The organism is Sphaerochaeta halotolerans, assembly GCF_003429665.1.
In the GTDB taxonomy this organism is placed as follows: domain Bacteria; phylum Spirochaetota; class Spirochaetia; order Sphaerochaetales; family Sphaerochaetaceae; genus Sphaerochaeta; species Sphaerochaeta halotolerans.
Window position 1 is genome coordinate 1 of record NZ_QUWK01000013.1, and the last position, 23,347, is coordinate 23,347.

General features: G+C 48.2%; 28 protein-coding genes. 15 read left to right on the forward strand and 13 right to left on the reverse strand.

Features of this window, described 5'->3' with window-relative positions:
• Positions 1 to 152: 152 nt before the first annotated feature.
• Complete coding sequence (locus DYP60_RS11315) at positions 153 to 533, forward strand: helix-turn-helix transcriptional regulator (RefSeq protein WP_165849562.1); 381 nt, start codon at positions 153 to 155, stop codon at positions 531 to 533.
• Here DYP60_RS11315 and DYP60_RS14635 read toward each other — a convergent pair.
• From DYP60_RS14635 to DYP60_RS11345, 6 genes are all read right to left on the reverse strand, one after another.
• On the reverse strand, positions 530 to 661 hold the full coding sequence (locus DYP60_RS14635; RefSeq protein WP_276308965.1) for a hypothetical protein: 132 nt from the start codon (positions 659 to 661) through the stop codon (positions 530 to 532). The two genes, DYP60_RS11315 and DYP60_RS14635, sit on opposite strands and share 4 nt — an antisense overlap.
• A gap of 232 nt (positions 662 to 893) precedes the next feature.
• Complete coding sequence (locus DYP60_RS11325; RefSeq protein ID WP_117331131.1) at positions 894 to 1,433, reverse strand: Gfo/Idh/MocA family oxidoreductase; 540 nt, start codon at positions 1,431 to 1,433, stop codon at positions 894 to 896.
• 180 nt (positions 1,434 to 1,613) lie between these two features.
• The gene (locus DYP60_RS11330; protein WP_117331132.1) at positions 1,614 to 2,225 is read right to left on the reverse strand and encodes a TetR/AcrR family transcriptional regulator; all 612 of its coding nucleotides are present in this window, start codon (positions 2,223 to 2,225) and stop codon (positions 1,614 to 1,616) included.
• Between the two features lie 9 nt (positions 2,226 to 2,234).
• Positions 2,235 to 3,653, reverse strand: a complete 1,419-nt coding sequence (locus DYP60_RS11335; protein ID WP_117331133.1) for an FAD-binding oxidoreductase — start codon at positions 3,651 to 3,653, stop codon at positions 2,235 to 2,237.
• Complete coding sequence (locus DYP60_RS11340) at positions 3,650 to 4,645, reverse strand: electron transfer flavoprotein subunit alpha/FixB family protein (RefSeq protein WP_117331134.1); 996 nt, start codon at positions 4,643 to 4,645, stop codon at positions 3,650 to 3,652. The genes DYP60_RS11335 and DYP60_RS11340 overlap by 4 nt, the downstream gene beginning before the upstream one ends.
• Complete coding sequence (locus DYP60_RS11345) at positions 4,638 to 5,450, reverse strand: electron transfer flavoprotein subunit beta/FixA family protein (protein WP_117331210.1); 813 nt, start codon at positions 5,448 to 5,450, stop codon at positions 4,638 to 4,640. Before DYP60_RS11345 ends, DYP60_RS11340 begins: the two co-directional genes overlap by 8 nt.
• A gap of 269 nt (positions 5,451 to 5,719) precedes the next feature.
• Here DYP60_RS11345 and DYP60_RS14690 point away from each other — a divergent pair, with 269 nt between their 5' ends.
• Entirely contained in the window at positions 5,720 to 5,899 is a 180-nt protein-coding gene (locus DYP60_RS14690; RefSeq protein WP_338067795.1) for a Fic family protein, read from the forward strand.
• Between the two features lie 18 nt (positions 5,900 to 5,917).
• Here DYP60_RS14690 and DYP60_RS11355 read toward each other — a convergent pair whose 3' ends face one another.
• Positions 5,918 to 7,189 (reverse strand): sn-glycerol-1-phosphate dehydrogenase, encoded by a 1,272-nt coding sequence (locus tag DYP60_RS11355; protein ID WP_117331211.1) that lies wholly within the window; start codon positions 7,187 to 7,189, stop codon positions 5,918 to 5,920.
• 67 nt (positions 7,190 to 7,256) lie between these two features.
• On the opposite strand from DYP60_RS11355, the gene DYP60_RS14795 reads away from it, so the two are divergent.
• Positions 7,257 to 7,553, forward strand: a complete 297-nt coding sequence (locus DYP60_RS14795) for an SGNH/GDSL hydrolase family protein (protein WP_117331135.1) — start codon at positions 7,257 to 7,259, stop codon at positions 7,551 to 7,553.
• Positions 7,435 to 8,043, forward strand: a complete 609-nt coding sequence (locus tag DYP60_RS11365) for an SGNH/GDSL hydrolase family protein (protein ID WP_476712871.1) — start codon at positions 7,435 to 7,437, stop codon at positions 8,041 to 8,043. The genes DYP60_RS14795 and DYP60_RS11365 overlap by 119 nt, the downstream gene beginning before the upstream one ends.
• On the opposite strand, the gene DYP60_RS11370 is transcribed toward DYP60_RS11365, so the two are convergent.
• Entirely contained in the window at positions 8,040 to 8,885 is an 846-nt protein-coding gene (locus DYP60_RS11370; protein WP_117331137.1) for an HAD family hydrolase, read from the reverse strand. The genes DYP60_RS11365 and DYP60_RS11370 overlap by 4 nt on opposite strands.
• 214 nt (positions 8,886 to 9,099) lie before the next feature.
• Between DYP60_RS11370 and DYP60_RS11375 the strand changes: the two genes are divergently transcribed.
• The 6 genes from DYP60_RS11375 (at position 9,100) to DYP60_RS11400 (ending at position 14,541) form a co-directional block, all read left to right on the forward strand.
• Complete coding sequence (locus DYP60_RS11375) at positions 9,100 to 10,647, forward strand: sensor histidine kinase (RefSeq protein ID WP_133299339.1); 1,548 nt, start codon at positions 9,100 to 9,102, stop codon at positions 10,645 to 10,647.
• A gap of 14 nt (positions 10,648 to 10,661) precedes the next feature.
• On the forward strand, positions 10,662 to 11,360 hold the full coding sequence (locus DYP60_RS11380) for a response regulator (protein ID WP_117331139.1): 699 nt from the start codon (positions 10,662 to 10,664) through the stop codon (positions 11,358 to 11,360).
• Between the two features lie 160 nt (positions 11,361 to 11,520).
• Complete coding sequence (locus DYP60_RS11385) at positions 11,521 to 11,922, forward strand: hypothetical protein (RefSeq protein WP_206363136.1); 402 nt, start codon at positions 11,521 to 11,523, stop codon at positions 11,920 to 11,922.
• A complete protein-coding gene (locus DYP60_RS11390; protein WP_117331140.1) occupies positions 11,913 to 12,392 on the forward strand; it encodes a potassium channel family protein in 480 nt (159 codons plus the stop codon). Before DYP60_RS11385 ends, DYP60_RS11390 begins: the two co-directional genes overlap by 10 nt.
• Complete coding sequence (locus DYP60_RS11395) at positions 12,393 to 13,058, forward strand: potassium channel family protein (RefSeq protein ID WP_117331141.1); 666 nt, start codon at positions 12,393 to 12,395, stop codon at positions 13,056 to 13,058.
• A 4-nt stretch (positions 13,059 to 13,062) separates the two neighbouring features.
• Complete coding sequence (locus DYP60_RS11400) at positions 13,063 to 14,541, forward strand: TrkH family potassium uptake protein (RefSeq protein WP_117331142.1); 1,479 nt, start codon at positions 13,063 to 13,065, stop codon at positions 14,539 to 14,541.
• 112 nt (positions 14,542 to 14,653) lie between these two features.
• On the opposite strand, the gene DYP60_RS11405 is transcribed toward DYP60_RS11400, so the two are convergent.
• The gene (locus DYP60_RS11405; RefSeq protein WP_240622875.1) at positions 14,654 to 15,253 is read right to left on the reverse strand and encodes a TRAP transporter large permease subunit; all 600 of its coding nucleotides are present in this window, start codon (positions 15,251 to 15,253) and stop codon (positions 14,654 to 14,656) included.
• A 78-nt stretch (positions 15,254 to 15,331) separates the two neighbouring features.
• On the opposite strand from DYP60_RS11405, the gene DYP60_RS11415 reads away from it, so the two are divergent.
• Positions 15,332 to 15,760 (forward strand): MarR family winged helix-turn-helix transcriptional regulator, encoded by a 429-nt coding sequence (locus DYP60_RS11415; protein ID WP_117331143.1) that lies wholly within the window; start codon positions 15,332 to 15,334, stop codon positions 15,758 to 15,760.
• Positions 15,757 to 17,124, forward strand: a complete 1,368-nt coding sequence (locus tag DYP60_RS11420; RefSeq protein ID WP_117331144.1) for an MATE family efflux transporter — start codon at positions 15,757 to 15,759, stop codon at positions 17,122 to 17,124. Before DYP60_RS11415 ends, DYP60_RS11420 begins: the two co-directional genes overlap by 4 nt.
• Here the strand turns inward: DYP60_RS11420 and accA are convergent.
• From accA to accB, 4 genes are read right to left on the reverse strand one after another with little or no spacing between them, the layout of a single operon-like run.
• Positions 17,121 to 18,038, reverse strand: a complete 918-nt coding sequence (accA, locus tag DYP60_RS11425) for an acetyl-CoA carboxylase carboxyl transferase subunit alpha (protein ID WP_117331145.1) — start codon at positions 18,036 to 18,038, stop codon at positions 17,121 to 17,123. The genes DYP60_RS11420 and accA overlap by 4 nt on opposite strands.
• A 3-nt stretch (positions 18,039 to 18,041) precedes the next feature.
• Positions 18,042 to 18,812: an acetyl-CoA carboxylase, carboxyltransferase subunit beta gene (accD, locus tag DYP60_RS11430; RefSeq protein WP_117331146.1), complete on the reverse strand. Its 771-nt coding sequence runs from the start codon at positions 18,810 to 18,812 to the stop codon at positions 18,042 to 18,044.
• A 3-nt stretch (positions 18,813 to 18,815) separates the two neighbouring features.
• On the reverse strand, positions 18,816 to 20,138 hold the full coding sequence (locus tag DYP60_RS11435; RefSeq protein ID WP_117331147.1) for an acetyl-CoA carboxylase biotin carboxylase subunit: 1,323 nt from the start codon (positions 20,136 to 20,138) through the stop codon (positions 18,816 to 18,818).
• On the reverse strand, positions 20,135 to 20,578 hold the full coding sequence (gene accB / locus DYP60_RS11440; RefSeq protein ID WP_117331148.1) for an acetyl-CoA carboxylase biotin carboxyl carrier protein: 444 nt from the start codon (positions 20,576 to 20,578) through the stop codon (positions 20,135 to 20,137). The genes DYP60_RS11435 and accB overlap by 4 nt, the downstream gene beginning before the upstream one ends.
• 157 nt (positions 20,579 to 20,735) lie before the next feature.
• Between accB and DYP60_RS11445 the strand changes: the two genes are divergently transcribed.
• Genes DYP60_RS11445 through fabG form a run of 3 tightly spaced genes read left to right on the forward strand, consistent with a single transcriptional unit; the run spans position 20,736 to position 23,337 of the window.
• Positions 20,736 to 21,692, forward strand: a complete 957-nt coding sequence (locus tag DYP60_RS11445; RefSeq protein ID WP_237446381.1) for a beta-ketoacyl-ACP synthase III — start codon at positions 20,736 to 20,738, stop codon at positions 21,690 to 21,692.
• Positions 21,680 to 22,636, forward strand: a complete 957-nt coding sequence (locus tag DYP60_RS11450; protein WP_117331150.1) for an ACP S-malonyltransferase — start codon at positions 21,680 to 21,682, stop codon at positions 22,634 to 22,636. The genes DYP60_RS11445 and DYP60_RS11450 overlap by 13 nt, the downstream gene beginning before the upstream one ends.
• Complete coding sequence (gene fabG / locus DYP60_RS11455) at positions 22,633 to 23,337, forward strand: 3-oxoacyl-[acyl-carrier-protein] reductase (protein ID WP_160527910.1); 705 nt, start codon at positions 22,633 to 22,635, stop codon at positions 23,335 to 23,337. Before DYP60_RS11450 ends, fabG begins: the two co-directional genes overlap by 4 nt.
• The last annotated feature ends 10 nt before the right edge of the window (positions 23,338 to 23,347 follow it).

Consider the following 23,347-nt stretch of genomic DNA (forward strand, 5'->3'; position numbering starts at 1 on the left):
TACATCAAGATTTGGAGGACTTTTCTGACCTGTTGGAAGGGTGATTGGGTGCTTAAAATCGATAGCAAAAACATGGGTGGAAAACAAAGATTGCTCAAGAAGAAAAACCTATACCTGAGCAGTTACAAAAAATCTATACAATCACCAGCTATATGCATACCCATTTTGATGATAAGCTCCCACTCTCTGAGGTTGCTGAGAAATTTGCCATAAGCCCTTACTATCTCTCGAGGCAGTTCAAGCTGGTCACCGGAACAGGATATGTTACGTATTTACAGATGATTCGGATCAGGCACGCCCAGAATGAACTGCTTTACAGCAAGAAACCCATTCAACAAATCTGTGAAGAAAGTGGCTTCCCCTCCTTCAGCCAGTTTAATCGTGTTTTCCAGCAATACTGTGCGATGAGTCCCTCTGCTTTCAGAAAGGATACTGATCATCAATCCCAGCTCTTGTTAAGACGTTCAGATCCTGAACACAACACCAAAGCAACACTACCAAGAATTCTGCAAACGCCCGAAGAACAAGGCTAAAGCTGCATATCCTTGGTACCAAAATCATAGAGTGGAAGAGAAACAGGAGCTTTGTCCAGATGGCTCTTATAGATGGCAAGTACCAATTCAAGTGCATCTCTTCCCGCTTGAGCTGGAACATAGGGCATCTGATGTAATTCTATTGATTGCTTGCAATTCTCCGAATACCTGAAAATAACTGAGAACATACACAAAGAGGAAAAGTTCTTACGATAGTCGGAATATTACTCAAAACTGTTTAAAAGGGTATCAATCGCTTCTGCATCTATATCACACAGCGCAAACACCTCCATCTAACAAGCAAGCGTAGATGAAAGATGATCGGGAGCACCTACACCCAATCAATGATTATTATATACCCTAGCGAATCCTCACTGCTTTTTCTTCCGCCTCAATTGCCAATTCAATCGCCCTAAAGGTATGTTCCTGTTTCATTGCCGTTTCACTGCGGTCGAGGCAATCCCTGATCAAGCGACCAAAATCAGAAAATCCCACTTTTCCCCTTACACGAAAATGCTTCTCTCCCTCTCCATCAACCAAAATCACATGGTCTCCCTCTTTGGAGGTTGCGACATAAATATACTTCCGTAGTTCTAAGTATCCTTCGGTGCCCACGATGAACATACGTCCATCTCCCCAGGTACCAAGTCCATCAGGGGTATACCAATCGAGAGAGAAGTAGCAGGGGACTCCATTGCTTGCTGTAAAACAAGCATCCCCAAAGTCTTCCAGACCTAGATACTCCCGGTGGTAGAGATTCCCTACCCTACTGGAAACCAATGTAGCATCCTCTGCTCCACTGAGATTGCTTCGCTGTGCAAGCCTTTCAGCCTTCGACGGATAGAAATCACAAAGAGCCCTTACCTTGCAGAGGTCCCCTGAGGCAAGATACCCTTTCACGTGAGCTCATGCAATATACCCAGAACCAATAATTGCAACGCCAAGTTTTTTCATAGCTTCTCCCTTTTCTTTCTTTAGGATACATGCTTACACCACCGGCATAATACATGATGGTTCGAAGAAACCATCAAGTTGCAAATAAGACCTTTTCTGGGCTACTCTTACTGCTGGGAAATCTTCTCATCTCCTGACTGAAAGGGCTGGAATCAACAAGTTCCTGCAATAAGCCAAACCCTCTTCGACCAAGTCGAATCCTGCAGAGCTGATATTCCAATCCAGGAAAAGCCCCCTGATGGCTCTATTGAAAAGCACCGCCAGATAGGAGCTCTCCATGTCCTTTCTGATTTCACCTGTTTGCTGTCCTTTCTCAATGATTGTCTTGATGAACGTATGCCAGAACCGGGACTGGTCGGTAATGACCTTGGTGGAACCCTCGTTGCTCACCTGGTTGGCATAGAGCACTTTCAGCATCTCAACACCAATGACATCCCGTACATAGGTAAGTTGCAACTCAGTAAACTTGAGAAGCTTGTGAGCGGCATCCTCCTCTCTGGACACCTCATCCTCTATGCTTCGGTAGTAGGCATCAATGGCCCAGAACGCATCCACTATGATGTCGCTCTTCGTGGAGAAGTAGGTATAAAAACTCCCCTTTGCAGTCCCTGCATAGTCAGTTATCTGCTGGATGGAAACTTGGTTGAACCCCTTTTGTCTGAAAAGCGTCAGCGCACTTTCAAAGATCAGACGCTTGGTCGCCTCAGCTTTGCTTGTTCCCTTCGATTTCTTGGCCATTGAACTTCCTTATAAGAGAATCTTTCCTGGATTCATGATGTTCTTGGGGTCAAGCGCCTGCTTGACTGCACACAGTAGTTGATACTCAGGTCTAGGAGTTACATCCTTGAAAAACGACCTTCGTTTCAGCCCAATACCATGCTCCCCGCTGATCTTCCCCCCAAGCTCCCCTACGATAAATGCATAGAACTCGGAAAGCAACCGTGGTTCCATCTCCAACCACTCCTCCATGGAACTTTCGGGATTCTTCACCAGCGTCGCATGGAGATTACCATCACCAGCGTGTCCATAACAAGGAATTCTCATGTTGTACTTCCCGGAGAGCTGTTCAAGACAGGGAAGGACCAAAGGAATGGAACCAATGGGGACAACCACATCTTCCAGACTCTGGATGGGGCTGTAGACCTTGATTGCCTCGGCAATATTCCGCCTGATCGACCAGATCCTCTCCCTGGTCGTGGCATCCTCAGCAATGTAGACCTCCATCGCTTTATGCCCAGAGCAGAGATCCCCAACCTGGATCAGATCATGCTCCACCTGCTGCTCATCAGTGCCATCAATCTCAATAAGCAGCATAGCCCCTACTCCCTCCAGTGGCAAACTTTCATTCAGATACGAACAGGACATCTCTAGGGAACTTTTGTCCATGAACTCGATACTGGTGGGTATGATCCCTTGCTTCATGATCAGGGGAACGACAGAGATGGCATCCTGGGCAGTCCTAAAAGGAACCAACAGATTCGAGGCATACTTTGGGACACCAAGGAGCCTAATGGTCGCCTTTGTGATGATGCCAAGGGTTCCCTCCGAACCGATGTACAGCTGCTTGAGGTCATACCCGCTGACATCCTTGGTCACCTTCCCCCCTAGTTGGACTACCTCTCCCTGGGGAGTGACGACCTCCATACCGAGGACATAGCGTCCAGTCACCCCATATTTCACTGCCTTTCCACCACCTGCGTTCTCAGCAATATTTCCCCCAAGAAAGCATGTCTCCAGACTCATCGGATAACCAGCAAAGAAGAGCCCTGTCCTCTTGAGCTGTTCATTCAGCTCATTGGTTACAATGCCTGCTTCAGCGGTCACGGTAAGATTTGCTTCATCAATCTCCAGCACCTTGTTCATCTTCTCAACCGAAAGCACAATTCCCCCATGGATAGGAATTGCACCCCCGGAAAGGCCAGAGCCTGCACCCCGTGGGGTTACCGGAATGGTGTACCGGTCAGCCACCTTCATGACCTCGCTGATCTGTTCTGTGGAGATAGGGGTAAGCACTACCTCCGGCATATGGCTGAATTGTTCCTTGCTGGTTTCGTCATGGCTATAGTTTTCTATTCGTTCCGTGTCGGTAAACAGGTTGTGCTCCCCTACGATCGCCTTCAGCTCTTCAAGAATGGATGGGGTAATTGCTGTATAGCTGGTATTCATGCCTTCCTCCTCTGCTCAAGGCGTTTCTCTATCTCCGGAAGTACCTGAAATAGATCCCCTATGATGGCGAAATCGGCAAGCCCAAGGATATTGGCTTGCTCATCATTATTAATCGCTACAATACACTTGGCTGTCTTGATGCCTGCCAGATGCTGGATGGCCCCAGAGATACCGGCAGCAAGATAGAGACGGGGAGAGATGGTTTTTCCTGAAAGACCAACCTGATGGGGGTAGGAAACCCAACCCCGGTCCACTGCATCCCGGCTCGCACCTACCTCTGCACCAAACGCTTTGGCCAGACGCTCAATCAGGACAAAGTTATCTCGTTTCTTCAAACCCTTTCCTCCGGCAATGACAATATCTGCTTCTTCGATAGACCCACTCTGGCCTTCCAACCCCCGCAGTCCCAATACCTCAACAGAGGATTTTTCACTCCTTGGAGCAACCGGGACCTCCTCTACCACGAAAGGACGGTCGTGTTGGGCTGCAAGCGGCTTGGTCGATCGTGGCCTGACTGTCGCCATCTGCGGCCGATGCCCTGGAGTCTTGATGGTTGCCATGATGTTTCCACCGATTGCAGGGCGGGTCTGCAGGAGGTTCTCCGTCCCTTCTTCAATAGCCAGTTCGGTACAGTCCGCAGTCAGCCCAGCATGGGCCTTGACCGCCACATAGGGCATCAAGGTTCTTCCAGAGGTGGTGGCTGCTGCAATGATGATCTGAGGCTTCTTCTCAGAAATAAGTTTGAGGAGCAACGCTGCATATCGTCCACAAACAAACGAGGAGAGCGAGGGATCATCGGCAAGGTAGAGTATATCCGCCCCCTGATAGGCAAGCTGCTTTACATCGTCTGTATTGATATTGCTGCCGATAACTACGGTCCCCAGTCTCACCTTGAGGGTGTCAGCAAGCGACCGCCCTCGTGCTAATAGCTCGTAAGAGACATCCTTTACCCTACCTTGATGACATTCACTGATTGTCCAAACCTCATGCATTGAGTCCTCCTAGCAGATCGCGTTCCTCAAGAAAGGTAAAGAGTTGGTCTACAGCTTCGATGAGTGAGTCATCATCCTCCACTTTCACCATTCTGCATTGCCTACTGACTTTGGGGGTCGCAATTTTCACCACTCGGGTTGGAGAACCCCTCAGCCCCATGAAAGCTTGATCTGCATCCAGGTCGGAGGCACTCCAAGTGACAATATTTGTGGCCATTGCACGTTTCTTCCCCCTGAGCGTGGGAAGACGAGGCTCTGCAATCTCCTTGACCACGGTAAGAAGGGCTGGGAGTGGAGACTGGACTCGCTGGTACCCCTCCTCGATCAAGCGTTCGACTATCAAGGAGTCACTGGTAAGATTTTCAATTGATGCAACATAGGTGAGAACCGGGAGGTCGAGCCATGATGCCACGGCCGGTCCAACCTGGGCGGTATCACCGTCGGTTGCCCGCTCCCCGGTAATGACCAAATCGGGAATACCAATCTTCTCTATGGCTTTTGCCAGCACATAGGAGGTTGCCCAAGTATCGGAGCCTGCGAAGGCCCGGTCATTGAGATGATAGACATCATCACACCCCATGGCGATTGCCTCCTTGAGTACTTTGACAGCACTCGCTGGTCCCATGGTGATGACCGTCACTCGTCCACCGTTGCGGTCTTTAATCTGCAACGCCGTTTCCAAGGCATACACATCCAAGGGATTCAGAATGGAGGTGGAACCGCTACGGATCATGGTGCCGGTCTCCTTATCCATCTGTACATCACTGGTCTGTGGAACCTGCTTGATAAGAACTATACTATGCATGAAAATTCCCCTCATTTTCTCTATCCTAAAGGGGGTTCTTTGCTAAGTCAACATTTTTTTGACCGCGGTCAATTTTTAATATGCTTCTCCTTCCATTATTAAAGTAGAGGCAGATTCATGACCACCAGTTCTTCTCCACTCCATCGGACTTTCGCGTAGTGTTAAGAAACATAAATTATTCATTCAGCAGAGTTACCGCGCAAGTTACCGCGCAAGTTACCGCGCAAGACACCGCGCAAGACACCGCGCAAGATACCCGATTACACCTGGTGTTGGATTTTTGCTCTGTTCCAAGAACAAGGGAAGAAATACAAGAATATATTGGCATAGAACATAGGGAACATTTTAGAAAAACGTTCCTCACGCCATTACTCGCATCTGGAAAACTCCAGATGACCATACCAGACAAGCCTACCAGCAAATATCAGAAGTACTTTGCCGTACGATGATTTTCAGCTGGAGAATCACTACATTCCTGAGAGCATATCCAAGGCTAGGTCAAACAGTCCCAATTCGTAGTAGAGATCTAGCACGGTATAGCGGTTTCGGATCATCTGAGCACCAGTAACTGCATGGCGGAGCCCTTCCAGATTACTTGCAATATCAGCAGGAGAAACCGGACAGCCAACCTCCTTCATTGCTTCTTTCAGTTCCTGGTACGGGGGTAGTTGCTCATCCATTCTCTCAATTAGGGCAGGGAGCAAGGAGACAAGCTTCTCTCTTCGGGTAAGCAAGGCGTCCCCATCAAGGAATTTCTCTTTTGCGATGGCCAAGGTCTGTTTCCTTACGCTTTCATCGGGGAAGAATGCTGCAATCGATTGCTCGCGTTCCTCCCAACTCTCTGCACCGGTGAGCGGGATACCAGCAAGATCCAACTGCTTGAGCTGTTCATAGAGGTAGGTAATGGTCAGGGTACCGATGGAGACCTTAAAGCCATGGCTTACCGGAAGCCCATCCTTACTCAAGTGTTCCATCTCCCAGATATGGCTGATCAAGTGCTCAGCACCACTGGCAGGGCGTGAGTCATGCATCACTTGCATCGCAAACCCACTTGCTGAAAGCGCATCGAAAAGCAGCCCGATGGAACGCCCCCTTCTTTGTGCTATCCCTGCATGATGGGCATAGACTTTTCTCAGCGGAATCTGGACCATGTCCCATACATCTCTGCGGATTGGGTGAACCCCAACCAGATCTGCAAGAATCCAATCCATACCGGCAGTGTACTTTGCCATGCAATCACCAAAACCACTTGCGATCATGTCCATGGGAGCTTCACGGAGTACTTTGGTATCAGCAAGCACCACCATAGGGGCAGCACAGGGAAGCGTCTGCTTGAAACCACCTACCGAGACTGCTGCGCCATAGGAGGTATATCCATCAACAGAAGGAGCTGTGGCGACAACCATATAAGGACGGTCCAATTCAGCACTTGCACGCTTGGTAATATCGTTGAGTGTTCCAGAGCCAAGGACCACTGCAATACTGTTGTCCCTCTCCAGGCTCAGCCTAACTTGTGCAATTGCATGCTCATCAGCATAAGGCTGCGGCTCAGAAGGGAAAATGAACTGTCTGACCTGGATATCAGCCTTCTCAAGCGATCTGGAAACAGGGAACCCACCGACTTTCAGTGTTATGCCATCTGCTACCAACAACGCCGGGGTATGCCCAAATGCCTCAACAAAGACTGATCCCACCCGTTCAAGAGCCCCTTCCTCAACTACTGAAATTTTCGTATCCATGCAATCCTCCTCGCCCAGCATACCACAGACTCTTGTAGCGGGAAAAGCTGTAGGATACACTACCCGCATGAAGACACAGACCTTTTCCATCCTCGGCGATTCCATCTCCACCTTTGCAGGTTTTGTCCCTGATGAGAACGAAATCTTCTACCCCCGTGAGGGAGTGGATGTAACTCAAGTGGAACACACCTGGTGGTATCTCCTCCAAGAACGTACAGGACTAAAACTCCTGATGAATGAAAGGTATCAATACCCCAGGGCAAGCCCTGGACTCAGGAGGCGTTGCCTCCTTTTCCGCCCCAAGGGACGGGTTATCTCACCTTGCTTTCCCGGCACTCTCTCGGGAGAGGAACCTTCCTGCTGATTCCTTTCCTCTCGCTCCGTTGGGGAATGAGTCTTATTCTGGAAGCAGGATAAGCAGAACAGGAGTCCGACCTCCCTCCTCTTCCTTCTTGGACGAGAAAAGGCAACAGCGGTTGACAGGGAACATCATCATTGTATTCGGAGGAACCAACGACTGGGGACAGGCTGAAGAACCTACCACCATTGAGGTATTTCAAGAAGCATATGAAACACTGGTGAGTGATATGCCTGCAAGACACAAATCGAGCACATTGTACTTCTGTACCCCGCTGCAACGGACAGACAGGGGCCTTAGGGAAGAGAACATCCACCACTGGAACCAGAAAGACCTTGCTGGGAGTATTCACGAGATTGTTTCTAGGCATGAAGGAGTCAACCTCATTGACCTTGCGAGCTACCCGATCAAGGCCGGTGATGGGCTTCTCGCTGACGGATTACACCCCAGCATGGAAGTACTGGCTACCCTGATGCAAAAAGGACTGGGGCTTTAGATTCCAGCAAGGCGTTTCATCGCTCGCTGACGTTCTGCAAGGGTATTTTCTGCCTGCATCTGGATCAATATGGTCTTCACCAAGGAGAAGAGTTCACCCCCGCTGGTGTAATCTGCCTCAGTGAAGAAGTTGATGCGATCCTCCTTCATCAGCCGATAGCTGATCGCCTCTCTGCCCTTCGCATAGACAGCAATGCTCTTTCCCCCGTTCTGTTTTACCAGCTTCATGCAGGGAACATCGGTCAAACCATCACCGATATACACCATATTCCTGAAGGGGACACTACGTTCACTCTCCGCTTTATAGGCATTCAGAGCTTGGTCATCATACACATCAAGCACCCCTTTGTTGATTCTGAACAGAAATTGGGTCTTGGCAGTGTAATTAACCGATAGTTTCGGCCAGGTGGCAACCCCGTTTTCATCATAGAAGTACTCACAAGCATAGATACGTTTGAACTGTTTTCCGATGGCAGATCCTTCGATGATCTCTCTCAAGCCTGAGGAGATGATGAAGTGCTCTATGTCCAAGCCCAATTTCACACCAAGGTTGTTTACCTCATCGAACCACGAGAGTACGCCTGGGAAGAATTCCAGACTCTTGCCCAACGAGACAAAGTCACTTCTTCTGATCGACTGCTCATGGCGCCTGGACTCGTCAAGCATCAGCTTCATATATGCCAGAATGCTGTCCATGCCTTGCTTTCTGGCGAGCGTATTTGACTTCTGCCAAAATGCTTCGGCAGACATCCCAAGCTTGGGAATGAACGTATACTCCTGCATATCTTTGGTGCTCAAGGTCTTGTCAAAATCATACATGATGGCGATGGTTGGTTTCTGCATGGATAGAGTATATCACGAACCGAGGGGAACAGTTGATCATGTCGTAGAGAAGGTACTGTTGCACTACAATTGGTGACCTCATGTTTTCCCAATTATATCGGCAAACCATTAAAGAACATACCCTTTCCTACTCGTGTGGATTTGAGGTATAACTGATTCTGAAGGAAGCACCTGTTTCCTAGTGGGGGAAATACTGCGACATATTGAAGGCAAAATGAAACAGAAGAGAGAAAGAAAGAAAAAATTCTGGCATGTATTCTTATTCATCACCATTCTCATCGGAATGACCCTAGTTGGTCTATTATTCCGCACAGTCGGCTTTCCTGAAACCAACATCGTATTGTTGTACCTATTGGGTGTTCTCCTGATTTCACGATTCACCGGCGGTTACGCCTATGGTATCACTAGTTCCGTATTTGCTACCGGAGCGTTCAACTATTTTTTCACTGAACCCTATTACACCCTGTCTGTTTATGATTCGAGCTACCTCATTACCTTTGCCATCATGATGGCGACCGCCTTCATCACCAGCACACTTACTTCCAAAATCAAAATGAATGCAGAGATTGCACGTGAGAGAGAAGCGGAGGCGAATGCCTTATACCGATTAACTAGTCGCTTAACCGATGTTACGGAAATCTCGGAAATCACCAGCACGGTGGTCGAGATGGTCAGCAATCTCTTTAATTGCCAAGCAGCTTGTCTGGTCTATACAGACTTGCAAGAACCTGAGAATACCTTTATTCAGCAACAAATGAAAGGCAAACAGATTCGTCGTGAGGTTCAGGACCCCCATGCATTAAAACATCAGATTGCTGGATTGAGAACCGAATTCAATGTAGGTGAAGAATTCCATGATTGGCCTTTGTATGGCCGTGATACGATCCTTGGTGTTCTACGGATTCCCAATTCGGATGTGTCCTTTATGAATGATTCCCAGATGAGACTGCTTCATTCAATGATTGAAAGCACTGCCCTGGCAATGGATAGGGTAAAGAGTGTTTCCGAACGACAAAGATTGAAGGAGGAAGCTACGCAAGAGCGATACCGTGGGAATCTCCTTCGAGCGATATCTCATGACTTCCGGACTCCTCTTTCGAGTATCATGGGCACCTCAGAAATGATCATGGGAGTGACAGACCCCGGGGCAGACACGCACATGCTAGCTAACACTATCTATAATGATGCTGAGCGGTTGCATTCTTTGGTAGAGAACATCCTGGCACTTACCCGTTTGCATGAAGGCAAACTGGTTCCGGAGAAACAGCTGGAAGCTGTCGAAGAAGTGGTAGGAGCGGCAATCAAGGCTATGGCGAACCGATTGGCTGATCGTTCTGTCAAGGTGAACATTCCCAACGAAATCCTGTTGGTCCCCATGGATGCAAAACTCATCGAGCAAGTTCTTATCAACCTTCTGGACAATGCCGTCAAACACACACAACCCGACGAAGAGATTTGTATCTCGGTAGTTGAGAATAAAGTAGAGAAAAGAGCGGAGTTTCATATCGCGGACAGAGGGAAAGGGATCTCTTCAGCGGATTTGCCATATATTTTCCAGATGTTCTTTACAAGCCAGAGTGACAAGAAGGAAAAACGCCGGGGAATTGGATTGGGGCTCTCAATCTGCGAATCAATCGTCGTTGCACACGGAGGAACAATCAAGGCCGGCAATAGGATAGATGGTCCCGGAGCGGAACTTATTTTTACACTTCCCCTTCAGATTGATTGCCTGGATGAGGGAGAGACTACAAACAATGATTGACGGGAGACATGTCTATGCAAAATAAGAAGGAGAAAATCCTTGTTGTTGAGGATGATGGGCAGATACGGAAATTTCTGCAATTCGCATTGGAGCAGGTAGGATTCACTGTTTCCACCGCCGGTTCGGCTCAAGATGGCTTGTCACAGTTGGTTACCGGCCAAACCGATCTGATCCTACTTGACCTAGGTCTTCCCGATTTTGATGGATTGGAAGTGATTAGGAAAATCAGGGAGTGGTCTGAAATACCCATAATCGTCATTTCAGCCCGTGATCAGGATAAGGATAAGATATCTGCATTGGATCAAGGGGCGGATGATTACCTGACTAAACCCTTCTCCACGGTGGAATTATTAGCAAGAATACGCGTCGCCTTGCGGCATAGGGACAGACTAGACGGGCATAAATCTGAGACAAGCGCTACTGTAGGGGAGTTGACTATCAACTTTGGCAAGCGATTGGTGTACTTAAAGGGGGAAGAATTACATACCACTCCGCTGGAGTACGCACTTCTTTCATTCCTGTTCAAGAACATTGGCAGAGTGGTCACCACGAAGAGTCTACTTCAAGAGCTGTATGGTATTTCACATAACGACGACACCCAAGCCCTGCGGGCCTTGATGGCGGGTTTACGACGAAAAATCGAGCGTAATCCTGCGACCCCCCGTTATATTTTGACTGAAATTGGCGTAGGGTATCGTTTGGTCGATGAATAAGCCCCAATCACAAATTTGAAATGACCAGAATAGTCGAAGGGGAGTGAATCTCACACCATTCTCACAAGATTCTTGTCGTTCTCACGGGAACCTCATATACAAATTGCTATCATATGGATGCTTGAAGGAAGGTAATAACCTTACTTAGAGGAGCTGAAGTATGGATAGGCAAGACCGAACTGATATTGAGATTCAAAAGTATTGTGACATCATACGGAACCTGTTATTACAGCGAGCTTATGATGAATGCGAGAGACGAATAATGCGAATGATGGAAAGATTTCCCCATCTGCCTGAACCCCACAACCTTTATGGGATTCTCCTGGAGAAACGGGGAGAACATCTTTTGGCGCTGAAACACTTTAGGGCAGCATTGTCGTTGGACCCCTCCTATGCGCCGGCCATCCATAATCTTGAGACATATGCGACGCTGTTTTCCCACGGCGCATATGCAATAGATGAGAGTGATTGTCAATCGCATGAAATCAAAACGGAATACTCCGAGTTGAAACCAAGCGAAAAGAACTGTGTTGAGGAGGAATCAGAATACCCATGCAAATAAAGCCACAAAAGAAAAAATCGTCCTTATTCACAATCATTATCGGATGCGGCAAGTTGGGTGCGTCGATAGCGAATATGATCTCAGATAGTGGAGGCGATGTTCTTATCCTCGATAAGGACAAGGATGCTTTCCGTCGTCTATCACTTCACTACGGAGGTTTGTCGGTAGTGGGGGATGCGCTTGATCTTGATAAGCTGAAGGAGATACAAATCCAAAAGGCTACGACCTTACTCGTTGTAACAAACGACGATAATACCAACAACATGGTAGCCCAGTTGGCAGTGTACCAGTTCTCAATAAAACGTGTAATCGCACGAGTCGTTGATAGAGATAAGGAAAGCATCTTCAACGCAAACGGAATACAAACCTTCTGTCCTGTTTCCTTATCCCAAGAGAGGATTGGTCAACTTTTATCAGCGGATGATCCTGTGGATGGTCAAACTGTTGATACAGAAGGGAGGGAACAATAGATGAAAAAGTCGATAGTAATAGTTGGGGGCCGCAAGAAAGCAATTATTCTAGCCAAATCCATATTGAGAAAAGGGTATGAAGTCATTGTCATAAACGAGTCATATGAAGACTGTTTATCCCTTTATGAGATACCGGGAATCTCGGTCATTCAAGGCGATGGAACAAAACCATATGTTCTGGATGATGCAAACATACACAATGTGGATATAGCGATTGCATTGACACCCAATGATGAGGATAATCTCATGATATGTCAGTTGTGTAAGGCCCACTTCTCTGTAAAGAAAACAGTCGCTGTCGTCTCAGATCCGAAGAAAATAGACTTCTTTTATGCAATGGGAATTGATAGGGCGGTATGCACCATTTCAACGGTCACGAGCATAATCGAGCAACAGGCATTCATCAACGATATCACCAATATCATTCCCATTCGGGGTGGAAATATCCAGATTGTGGAGGTTCGCATCGATGGGTATTCTCCCGCAGTGGATAAGCAGTTATGGGAAATCGATTTGCCATCGGAAGTCATCATCGGTTGCATATTACGTGGTGATGAAGCTTTGGTACCGCGGGGTAATTCCAGAATCTCAATGGGGGATACCCTGGTACTGATTGCAGGACAACAACAAGAAATACCGGCGATCAAAGCATTGACGGGAAGGTGAAGTCATGGGATATTCAGTTTCCAAACTCTCAAGTGTGGGCAAATTCATGATGCTGATTGGCATTCTGGTTGCTATTCCATTGTTAGTTGTTCCATTTGATGCGCAGGACAATCAGTTTGCCTGGAGCTTTATTATTCCGGCGTCATTCTCTCTTCTTTGTGGCTTCCTGTTATTTCTGTATAGAAAAAAAAGGAGTGGAGCGGTAGAAAATCTCGGCTGGAAATCATCAATGCAGCATAGCAGCATCATTGTTCTATTTGCATGGGCCTGGGGTATGGTGATTGGTGCATTCCCGTTTTTCTTAAGCGGTCAATTGCGTTTGATTCAGTCCTTGTTCGAATCGATAAGTGGATGGACAACGACAGGATTGTCAGTGATGGATACATCGAATACACCTAAGATCTTTCTGTTTTATCGGAGTTTCATGCAATTTTGTGGTGGTCTAGGGTTTGTGATGATGATGAACATGTTCATCCAAGAAAAACAATCAATGAGACTTTATAATGCTGAAGGGCATTCCGACAAACTTTTACCAAATTTGAGAAAAACCACCCAGCTTATCTTTCTAATGTATGGAGGATTGTTGGCAGCTGGCACTTTGCTCTATAGCATTGTTGGCATGAATATTTTTGAATCATTGTTACACGCAATGTGTGCACTGTCTACCGGTGGCTTTTCAACTCGATTGGGAAGCATTGGGGAATACAACAGCATCGGAATCGAGCTAGTCACAATTCTTCTCATGCTGTTCGGAACAACTAATTTTGCCGTTCTTCTACTCATATTCAAAATGAAATGGAGACAAGTGGGTCGTGTCAGCGAAGTACAGTTGCTGCTCGGACTTCTCTGTCTCGGGATACCTGTTTTTGCTCTCGGATTGCTGCAAAATCATCAGTATATGGGAATAGAAGCATTCAGGATTGCAGTATTCAATGTGATTTCCGCGCTTTCGACCACTGGTTACTCTACAATTGATTTTCAAGGAATGTCCCCATCTTCACTTGGGGTGATAATCCTGATGATGCTTATCGGAGGTGGAATAGGTTCAACTGCGGGGGGGATAAAGCTGGAACGGGTGTATATTGGTATCAATGTCATCGCACTGAACTTTCGCACCCGAATCAATTCTGCCAGAAGTATCCATCCGGGATTTTTTTACAAAGCCCAAGGTAAGCACATGATTGATGACAAATTAATATTGGAGACTTCTGCCCATATATTGAGTTATCTATCAATAATTGGAGTTGGAACCATCCTTCTTGCGACAGCGGCAAATACCAACCTAATCGACGCACTTTTTGAATTTGCTTCGGCGTTTGGTACTGTCGGTTTATCAATCGGTATTACAAATCCTAATCTTGGTAACGCAGCTTTGCTCATTGAGATGTTCGCGATGGTTCTTGGCAGATTGGAAATCTTTATTGTCTTTATCGCAATCCACTCCAGCATTGAGTTGATGCATTTGAGACCAAAAAAGGCATGAAGCTCAAGATTCAAGAATCATGTCCAATAGTCTCAGTGACAGAGTATTCATCTTTGAGGTAATATTGAACCAGAGAAGAGACTCTGGCTCACAAATGAAACATAGTACCCTGCTACATATTGGTAGGAATATAACCCCCAAAAACCTTCGGCAAGATAAGGCTAATCTCAGGTATGAACGACACGAAAAGCAGTGCAATTATCATACAGACATAGAACGGGAGCGTCGCCTTGACCACCTTCTCCATTGGCACCTTTCCAACGGCTGAACCGATGAATAGCACGGCTCCAACCGGTGGGGTCAAGAGACCGATACCACAGTTGAGTACTACCATGATTCCGAACTGAATCGGAGTTGCAATAAGAATGACCGGTGCCATGTCCATGATGGCGCCAAGAACCAGCAGGATGATGATAATCCTATTGCTGGTGAAGTTTGTGATTGCCTCAGCTGCAAGAGCGGGAACATGGAGTGTAGTAAGGCAGTACCCGAAGACAGAGGAGGTAGCGATAAGGATGAGAACTATCGCAAGGGTTCCTACACAATCGTCCAGTACCTTCCAAACCCCCTTCCAATTCAAGCCTATAACAAAAGACAGAGCATTCTTGCTCCCTCTTGCGTTGCTTGAAAACAGCAACAAAGTCTGGAAGATTATAGAGGGAAAAATAGGAACCGAGCGATGCACTAGGGAGAGGTAATTCGAGAACCTCACACTGGGTTTCATAAGAATGCGGGATTGATTCCCGATTAATGGTTGACAAATCAACCACTATCTTTTATATATCTCCATATGAATACTAGCCTTGGACACCTTGTCGCCATTCTCCACCGAAACAACCAGATGTATCTCAACACTCACCTGAAAGCGTATGGCATTACCAGCGCTGAGGTGGGAATCCTCATGAACCTCTTTAAAGAAGAAGGGAAAACACAGGAAGAACTTTCCAAGTGGTTACACATCGACAAGGCAGCAACTACACGTACGGTGCACACCCTTGAAGAGAAGGGAATCATCATACGTAAGCAAGATGACCGTGACCATCGATGCAACCGCATCTTTCTCACGGAGAAAGGAAAAACACTGGAAACCAAGGTAGTTCCCGTGGTTCTCGCTTGGAGTGATCATATCAGCAAGATTACCGGGAAAGAGACCTACAGCAGGCTCTGTAATGACCTTGCATCCATCTTCACTGCACTGAAAAAGGAGCCTATACAATGAGTACCACCCTCGAGAAAGAGAATCCTCTCGGCACCGAACCAATTTTCAAGCTCCTGGTCCGCTTCAGTGTTCCAGCCATCGTGGGAATGATGGTCAATGCACTCTACAATATTGTTGACCGGATCTACATCGGAAACAGCCCTTCCCTCGGAGCTGACGGTATTGCCGGTATCACCATTGCCTTCCCCATCATGATCATTCTGATGTCAATGGGGGCACTGTTTGGAATCGGTGGAGCAACGCTCTTTTCCATTCGTTTAGGACAGAAAGAGAAAGGACAAGCACAAGAAGTGATGGGGAACGCCTTCTTCCTGCTTGTTGCCAGTGGGCTTACCTTCCTTGTACTCGGTCAGATCTTTCTCACTGATATACTCACCCTCTTCGGTGCCAGTGAGCAGGTACTTCCTTACGCAACCAATTACATGCGCATCATTTTCTTTGGAGCCATATTCCATGTAACCAATATGGGGATGAACAACTTCATACGTGCTGATGGAAACCCAAAGATTGCCATGCTTTCAATGTTCCTGGGTGCAGGCACCAATATAGTCCTTGATCCTATTTTCATCTATGCCTTGGATTGGGGAATGGCAGGGGCTGCCATCGCCACGGTGATCAGCCAGATGGTCTCCTTCACCTGGGTACTCTCTTACTTCTTGGGGAAGCGCAGCAGAGTGAAGCTCAAACTGAGGGCCATCCGTCCCCAGCGTCACAATACTGCTTTGATCATAAGTCTGGGGTTGCCAGGCTTCGTACTCCAGATCACCAACAGCATCCTGAACGTAATCCTCAATAAAACCCTATTGCAGTATGGAGGGGATCTTGGCATCTCAGCCATGGGAATTGTCAACAGCCTGCACACCCTGCTCATCATGCCGGTTATTGGTATCAACCAAGGAGTACAGCCTCTGATCAGTTTCAATTTTGGGGCACAGAAATATGACAGGGTAAAAGAAGCAACCAAGCTTGGCATTATCAGCGCAACCGTTGTTATCATGGTGGGATACCTTGCCACCCGGTTCTTTCCAACAGCCATGGTGGCGATGTTCAACCGTGACCCTGCACTCCTTGAGCTCGGTACAACTGCCCTGACACGGTGGTTCCTGCTAACCCCGCTGGTGGGGTTTCAGATTATTGCAGGAAACTTTTTCCAGGCTGTCGGAAAGAGCAGAATTGCACTCTTGCTCACGCTTTCAAGGCAGGGAATCTTCCTCATTCCTTCCATCCTACTCTTTGCACACTTCTTTGGATTGCAGGGAATTCTCTATTCAGCACCAGTTTCCGATTTGCTCTCGTTCTTGCTGACCTCAATCTTCTTCATCCCAGGTATCAGGGACCTTGAGAAGAATGCTCGCATCATCTAGCGGAAGCTCTGGGTCTTGGCGAATACCTCAAGCAGCGGTTGCCACCACTCTTTTCCTCCACTTACTTCCCCGATGCCTCGAATCTTTTTCAGCCGGTATCGCACAAGATGCTCAGGTGGTTTGCTGCAGAGGTTGTCAAGGTCACGAATTATGGTTTCCTTGATTAAACGAGCTGTTTCCTCAGGGCTCTTTTCCTCAATGATGTCATGGATGACCCCGAACTCTTTCAGGTGATGGCTGGTCATCTTCATGGCCTCAGCCGCTTCCTTGGCTTTCGAAGGATCACGGAGCAGGATGGAGGCAAAGCCCTCAGGGGTAATGACTGAATAGACTGCATTCTCCAACATGTAGAGCTTGTCTCCTATCCCAATTCCCAGAGCCCCTCCGCTACCACCTTCTCCGATGATAAAGCAAAGCACCGGAGTCTTGAGCGTTGAAAACACCTTCAGGTTTTGGGCAATGGCTTGCCCAATTCCCCGTTCTTCACTCCCCAAGCCAGGATATGCTCCCGGGGTATCTATGAAACAGACCACCGGACGGCCGAACTTTTCAGCTTGCTTGGCCAGACGCAATGCTTTGCGATATCCCTCAGGATTACTCATGCCATAGTTGCAAGAGACATTCTCCCTAAAATTGGCACCTTTTCTATTTCCGATAAAGGTGATCGCCCTTCCCTCTACCGTTCCGATTCCTCCGATCATGGCAGGATCGTCACCATAGGAGCGGTCCCCATGCAACTCCATGAACTGATCACAGATCATGGAAATAAAGGCCTTGGCACCGGGTCTTCCACTCTGGCGAGAGAGAAGCACACAATCCCAGGACGATTTTGCTTCAAACTTCTGATTATTGCTAAGCATGGATTCCATATGTTCTACGGTTTCCTGCAGTACTTGTTTCTTTTCATCTGCCATGGGTTATGCCCTCCTTGTGTGGGTTTCGATCAAGAAGGAAAGGGTCTCTTTCAACTTCTTTCTCTCAACGATGGAATCGATGAAACCCTTCTCAAGCTGGAACTCCGAACGCTGGAACCCTTCGGGCAGTTTCTCCCCGATGGTTCCTTCTATTACTCTAGGCCCTGCAAATCCAATAATCGCCCCGGGTTCTGCAAGAATCACATCTCCCAGCATGGCAAAGGAGGCTGTCACCCCACCGGTGGTAGGATTGGTCAAGACCAAAAAGAGCGGGGTACGGGTCTCCTCCAAGAGGGCTGCAGTACTGGCAGTCTTTGCCATCTGCATCAGGCTGAAGATTCCCTCCTGCATCCGTGCCCCTCCACTTGCAGTGAAGAGAACCACAGGATCCCCAGTGAGGGCTCCCTCGACCATTGCCTGTGTGATTTTCTCACCCACCACCGAGCCCATACTACCCCCCATGAAGGCAAAGGACATGATACCGACCACCACGGGTTTCCCCCCAATCGTACATCGGCCGATGGTAACAGCATCGCTCAGCGATGATTTCTTCTGGTTCTCTTTCAACTTCTCTTCATAGCCGGCAAGCGAGATGGGGTTCATCGACCGCATCCCGCTACTCATTTCCTTGAATGAGCCTTCGTCCGCAAACAGGGCAAGGCGTTCTGCAACGGTAAGCGGAAAATGATAATTGCAATATGGGCATATTTTGTGCTCCCCTACCTGTACATCTTTCTGGCACTGGGGGCATCGTTTCAAAACTTCGTTTGACATCTGTTACTTCTCCTGTTCACAAACCTTCTGGTAGAGGTCGGTTGTGAAGCGACCACCCCTGAACTGTTTGGAGGCGATGAGGCGTTTTTGCTCATCTAAATTGGTAGTAATCCCTTGGATGTTCACTTCCTCCAGGGCTCTGAGCATGACTGCAATACCCTGGTCCCTGTCCGGGGCCCAGATGATGATCTTCGCCACCATCGAGTCATAGTAGGGACTTAGAATGGATCCAGCCTCAAGATGGGAGTCCACTCGTACAAAGGGGCCTGACGGCAGTTGAAGAGTGGTGATTACCCCAGCAGAGAGTGCATTGATCCTGCATTCAAGCGCATATCCAGAGATACGAATATCTTTCTGTTTGAAGGGTAGCTTCTTTCCTTGTGCTATCTTGATCTGGGCTTGTACCAGATCAAGGGAGCTTACCAGCTCACTCACTGGATGCTCAACCTGCAAACGTGCATTCACTTCCATGAAGTAGTAGGCATCACGCTCAACAAGAAACTCCACGGTTCCTGCTCCGCGATAACCCAATTCCTTAAAAAGTCTCACAGAATCATGACACATCGCTTTTCTTAGACCTTCATCGAGGTTTGGGGAAGGGCTCTCTTCGAGTAGCTTCTGATGGTTTTTCTGCACTGAGCAGTCACGTTCCCCTAGGTGTACCACCCCGCCCTGCCCATCGGCCAAGAGCTGGATTTCTACATGACGAGGCTGTTCAAGGAACCGCTCCATATGCACCGAGGCATCCCCAAAAAAAGCAAGAGCCTCTTTTCGGGCCATCTGCAAGGACTGCTCCAGCTGTTCCTCTTTCCTGACGATACGCATACCGCGTCCGCCACCCCCTGCGGCGGCTTTGAGGATGATTGGATAACCGATATGTTCAGCAGTTTTCTTTGCATCAGCGAGATCAACCAGTGCTTCACTGCTCCCCGGGGTTATGGGAATTCCAGCGGCAAGGGCAGCCTGACGGGCAGCAACCTTGTTACCAAGCAGTGCAATGGTCTCACTTCTCGGACCAATGAAAACGAGACCGGCGTCCTCCACCTGCTTTGCAAAATCAGCATTCTCTGAGAGAAACCCTACACCAGGGTGGATGGCATCACAACGAAGCGCACAAGCCGTAGTAATAATGTTCCGTACATTCAGGTAACTCTTGTCAGTAGGAGCCTCTCCAATGCAAACCGCCTCGTCTGCCATGGCAACCGGCATACCCTGGGCATCGGCAGTGGAATAGACAGCAACGGTTTTAATCCCCAAGTCGCGGCAAGCCCTGATAACGCGTACTGCTATCTCTGCACGGTTTGCTACAAGCAATTTCTTGATCATAGTTTCTTGACCTTGAAAAGGGGTTGGCCAAATTCCACCAGCTGTTCAGGCTTGGCAAGGATTTCCACAATTTCACAGGAGTACTCACACTCAAGCTGGTTCATGAGTTTCATTGCTTCTATCGTGCAGAGGACCTGCCCACGTTCTACCTTACTGCCTACCTGTACATAGGGAGGGGCATCGGGTGCAGGGGTCAAGTAAAAGGTTCCTACAATCGGGCTGGTGATGATCTCCAATTCCTCTGTATTGTCGGCAGTGGCCGGCGTTGGTTTCACTTGAGTTTCCTGAACGCTTTGTTTCATCGCTTTTACAGGCTCACCTACAACAGGTCTCTTCAGTTTTAGGGAGAAGCTTGAACAGGAAATCTCAAGCTCGCTTAAGGTGCTGGAATCAAATAGGGTAAGGACCTCACTGAGGTCCATGTGTTCAATACTATCCATAGTGTTCCTCATAACAAGATGGGGATGGGATGTTGCAAAAGAACATCCAGACTAAAATTAATCATAACAATAAGGACTTATAGTGTCAATGTTGACATTATTTCTCAAATTGTAATAATGATATACCTATGGTAGTATGTACACAAGGAGGAAGCCATTGAAGCCTCCACAATCGATACACATCACCGCCCTTGGCAGTTACGCACCGACGAGGGTGGTAACCAATAACGACCTGAGTGAGATGGTCGACACGAGTGATGCGTGGATTCAAAGTCACACAGGAATCAGGGAACGACATATTGCTGATGAAGAAGAATTAACCAGCAATCTCGCCTACCGAGCTATCGATGATTTGCTTGCAGGCTACAACCTGGAAGCATCCCATATTGATGGCATCGTGTGTGCAACTGCTACCCCTGACTATCCAGGATTTCCTTCGGTTGCCTGCATGATTGCAGAACACTTCGGTATTACCGGACCAGCACTGGATGTAAGTGCCGGTTGTACAGGCTTCATCTATGCCCTGGAAGTAGCCAGAGCCATGATCGCCACCGGTTCCATGAAGAATGCACTGGTAGTAGGTGCAGAGAAACTTTCAAGCGTAGTGAACTGGAAGGACCGCAATACGTGCGTGCTTTTCGGCGACGGAGCTGGATGCGCACTGCTTGAGCCCTCTGAAGAGGGTGGAACAGGTTTTATCGACACCCTGCTCAAGGCAGAGGCTGCAGGAACCAAGGCACTGACCATTCATCCTAAGAATCATGCCATTGAAATGGATGGAAGGGCGGTCTACTCCTTTGCAGTGAGAACAATCGGGGCTACCATCCTGGCACTGGTGGAACGAAATAATTTGTCTCTGGAATCCATTGACTGGATTGTTCCCCACCAAGCAAACCGGCGGATTATCCAAGCCTGTTCCAAACGGTACGGGATTCCAGAAGAGAAGTTCTATATGAACATTGATCGCTATGCCAACACATCGGCGGCATCCATCCCACTCGCATTGCGAGAGATGGACAGAGCAGGTTTGCTCAAGAAAGGCCAAAATATCCTGCTGGTGGGATTTGGAGCCGGACTGACCTACGGAGGAACACTACTGACATGGACTCACTGATAGCACTCTACCCCGGACAGGGGTCCCAAAAACCAAAGATGGCCTTGGATCTTTATGATGCAAGCAAGCAAGTCAGGCATCTATTCACCCTTGCAAGCGAGGTAAGCGGACTCGATTTGTACCAATTGCTCGCTGATGGCAGTGAAGAGGATTTGAAACAGACCAAAGCTACCCAGCTGGCAGTAACCCTTGCCAGTCGTAGTGCATACCTGAGGCTTCGTGAGCTTGGATTCTCCTTTACTGCCCATAGCGGGTTCAGCCTTGGGGAACTTTCTGCTTATGCAGGAGGAGGTCTCCTTGATGATGAAACGCTCTTCACCCTGGTCGCAAAACGTGCTGCCTTGATGGATGAAGAAGCAAGAAAGATTGAGGAGACACAAGGGAAACTCGGAATGGCAGCTATCATTGGGCTTGATTATGCGACAGTTGAGCAAGCCTTGAGAGAGGCTCAAATACCTGGTGTTTACGCCTCGAATGACAACAGTGCTACGCAGGTGGTCATCGCTGGATTACAGGAGAGCATCAGTAAAGGCAAGGAAGTACTACAAGCAAAGGGAGCCAGGAGAGTAATCCCCCTGAGGGTCTCCGGTCCGTTCCACACCCCCTTTATGGAGGGCGCAACAGAGCCCTTCTCTGCCTTCCTAGAGACGCTCAAGTTTAAGAATCCCCACTCCTTGGTGATCTCAAGCGTGGATGGAACGGTCATTAGAAGTGCTCAGGAAGCAAAGGAGCATCTAGCAATGCAACTGGCAAAACCAGTGCGTTGGACAGAGGCAATGAAGCATCTCGCTTCCATCTCACAGGAAGAGCATGCACAGGTAGCTGAGGTCGGGTTTGGAACGGTGCTCAGTGGTCTGTGGAAAAACAGTAATGCGGCAATCCCTTGCCGGAATCTCGGCAGCGAGGATGCAATCTGGGCATACAGAAAGGAAATGGAATCATGAGTGAAAAGAAACACGCCTTGGTGACCGGAGGGTCACGGGGAATAGGAAGAACCATCATAGAGACGTTGCTTGCCGAAGGATTCGAAGTTTGGTATCTCTCCAGGAGCAAGGCAGAAGGTCTGGAGGCGAACCATATCAGTTGCGATATGGCAAACCGAGGAAGTGTTGAAGCTGCACTGGAGACTGTGGTCTCTGAGGCAAAATACATCGATGTCCTGGTCAACAATGCCGGTATCACTCGCGATGGATTGATCATGCGGATGAAAGACGAAGCATGGGATGATGTCATTGCCGTCAACCTTACCTCAGTGTTCCTTACCTGTCGAAGGATTGGTCGTTTGATGGCAACCCAGCGCCGTGGTGCCATTGTCAACATCTCCAGTGTGGTAGGTATTGTCGGCAACGGTGGCCAGACCAACTATGCAGCAAGCAAGGCTGGTATCATTGGTTTCTCCAAGAGCCTTGCCAAGGAACTTGCAGGGAGAAATGTACGGGTCAATGTAGTCGCCCCAGGCTTCATTGGGACTGCCATGACCGAGGTTCTTTCTGAGAAGTTGAAGGACCAGATCAAGAGCCAGATTCCTCTCTCAAGAATTGGGAATACGGAAGAGGTTGCCCAGAGTGTGGCGTTCCTCGCAAGCGATAAAGCATCCTACATCACCGGCCAGGTTCTCGCGGTCGATGGCGGGATGGCAATGTAAGGAGGAGAAC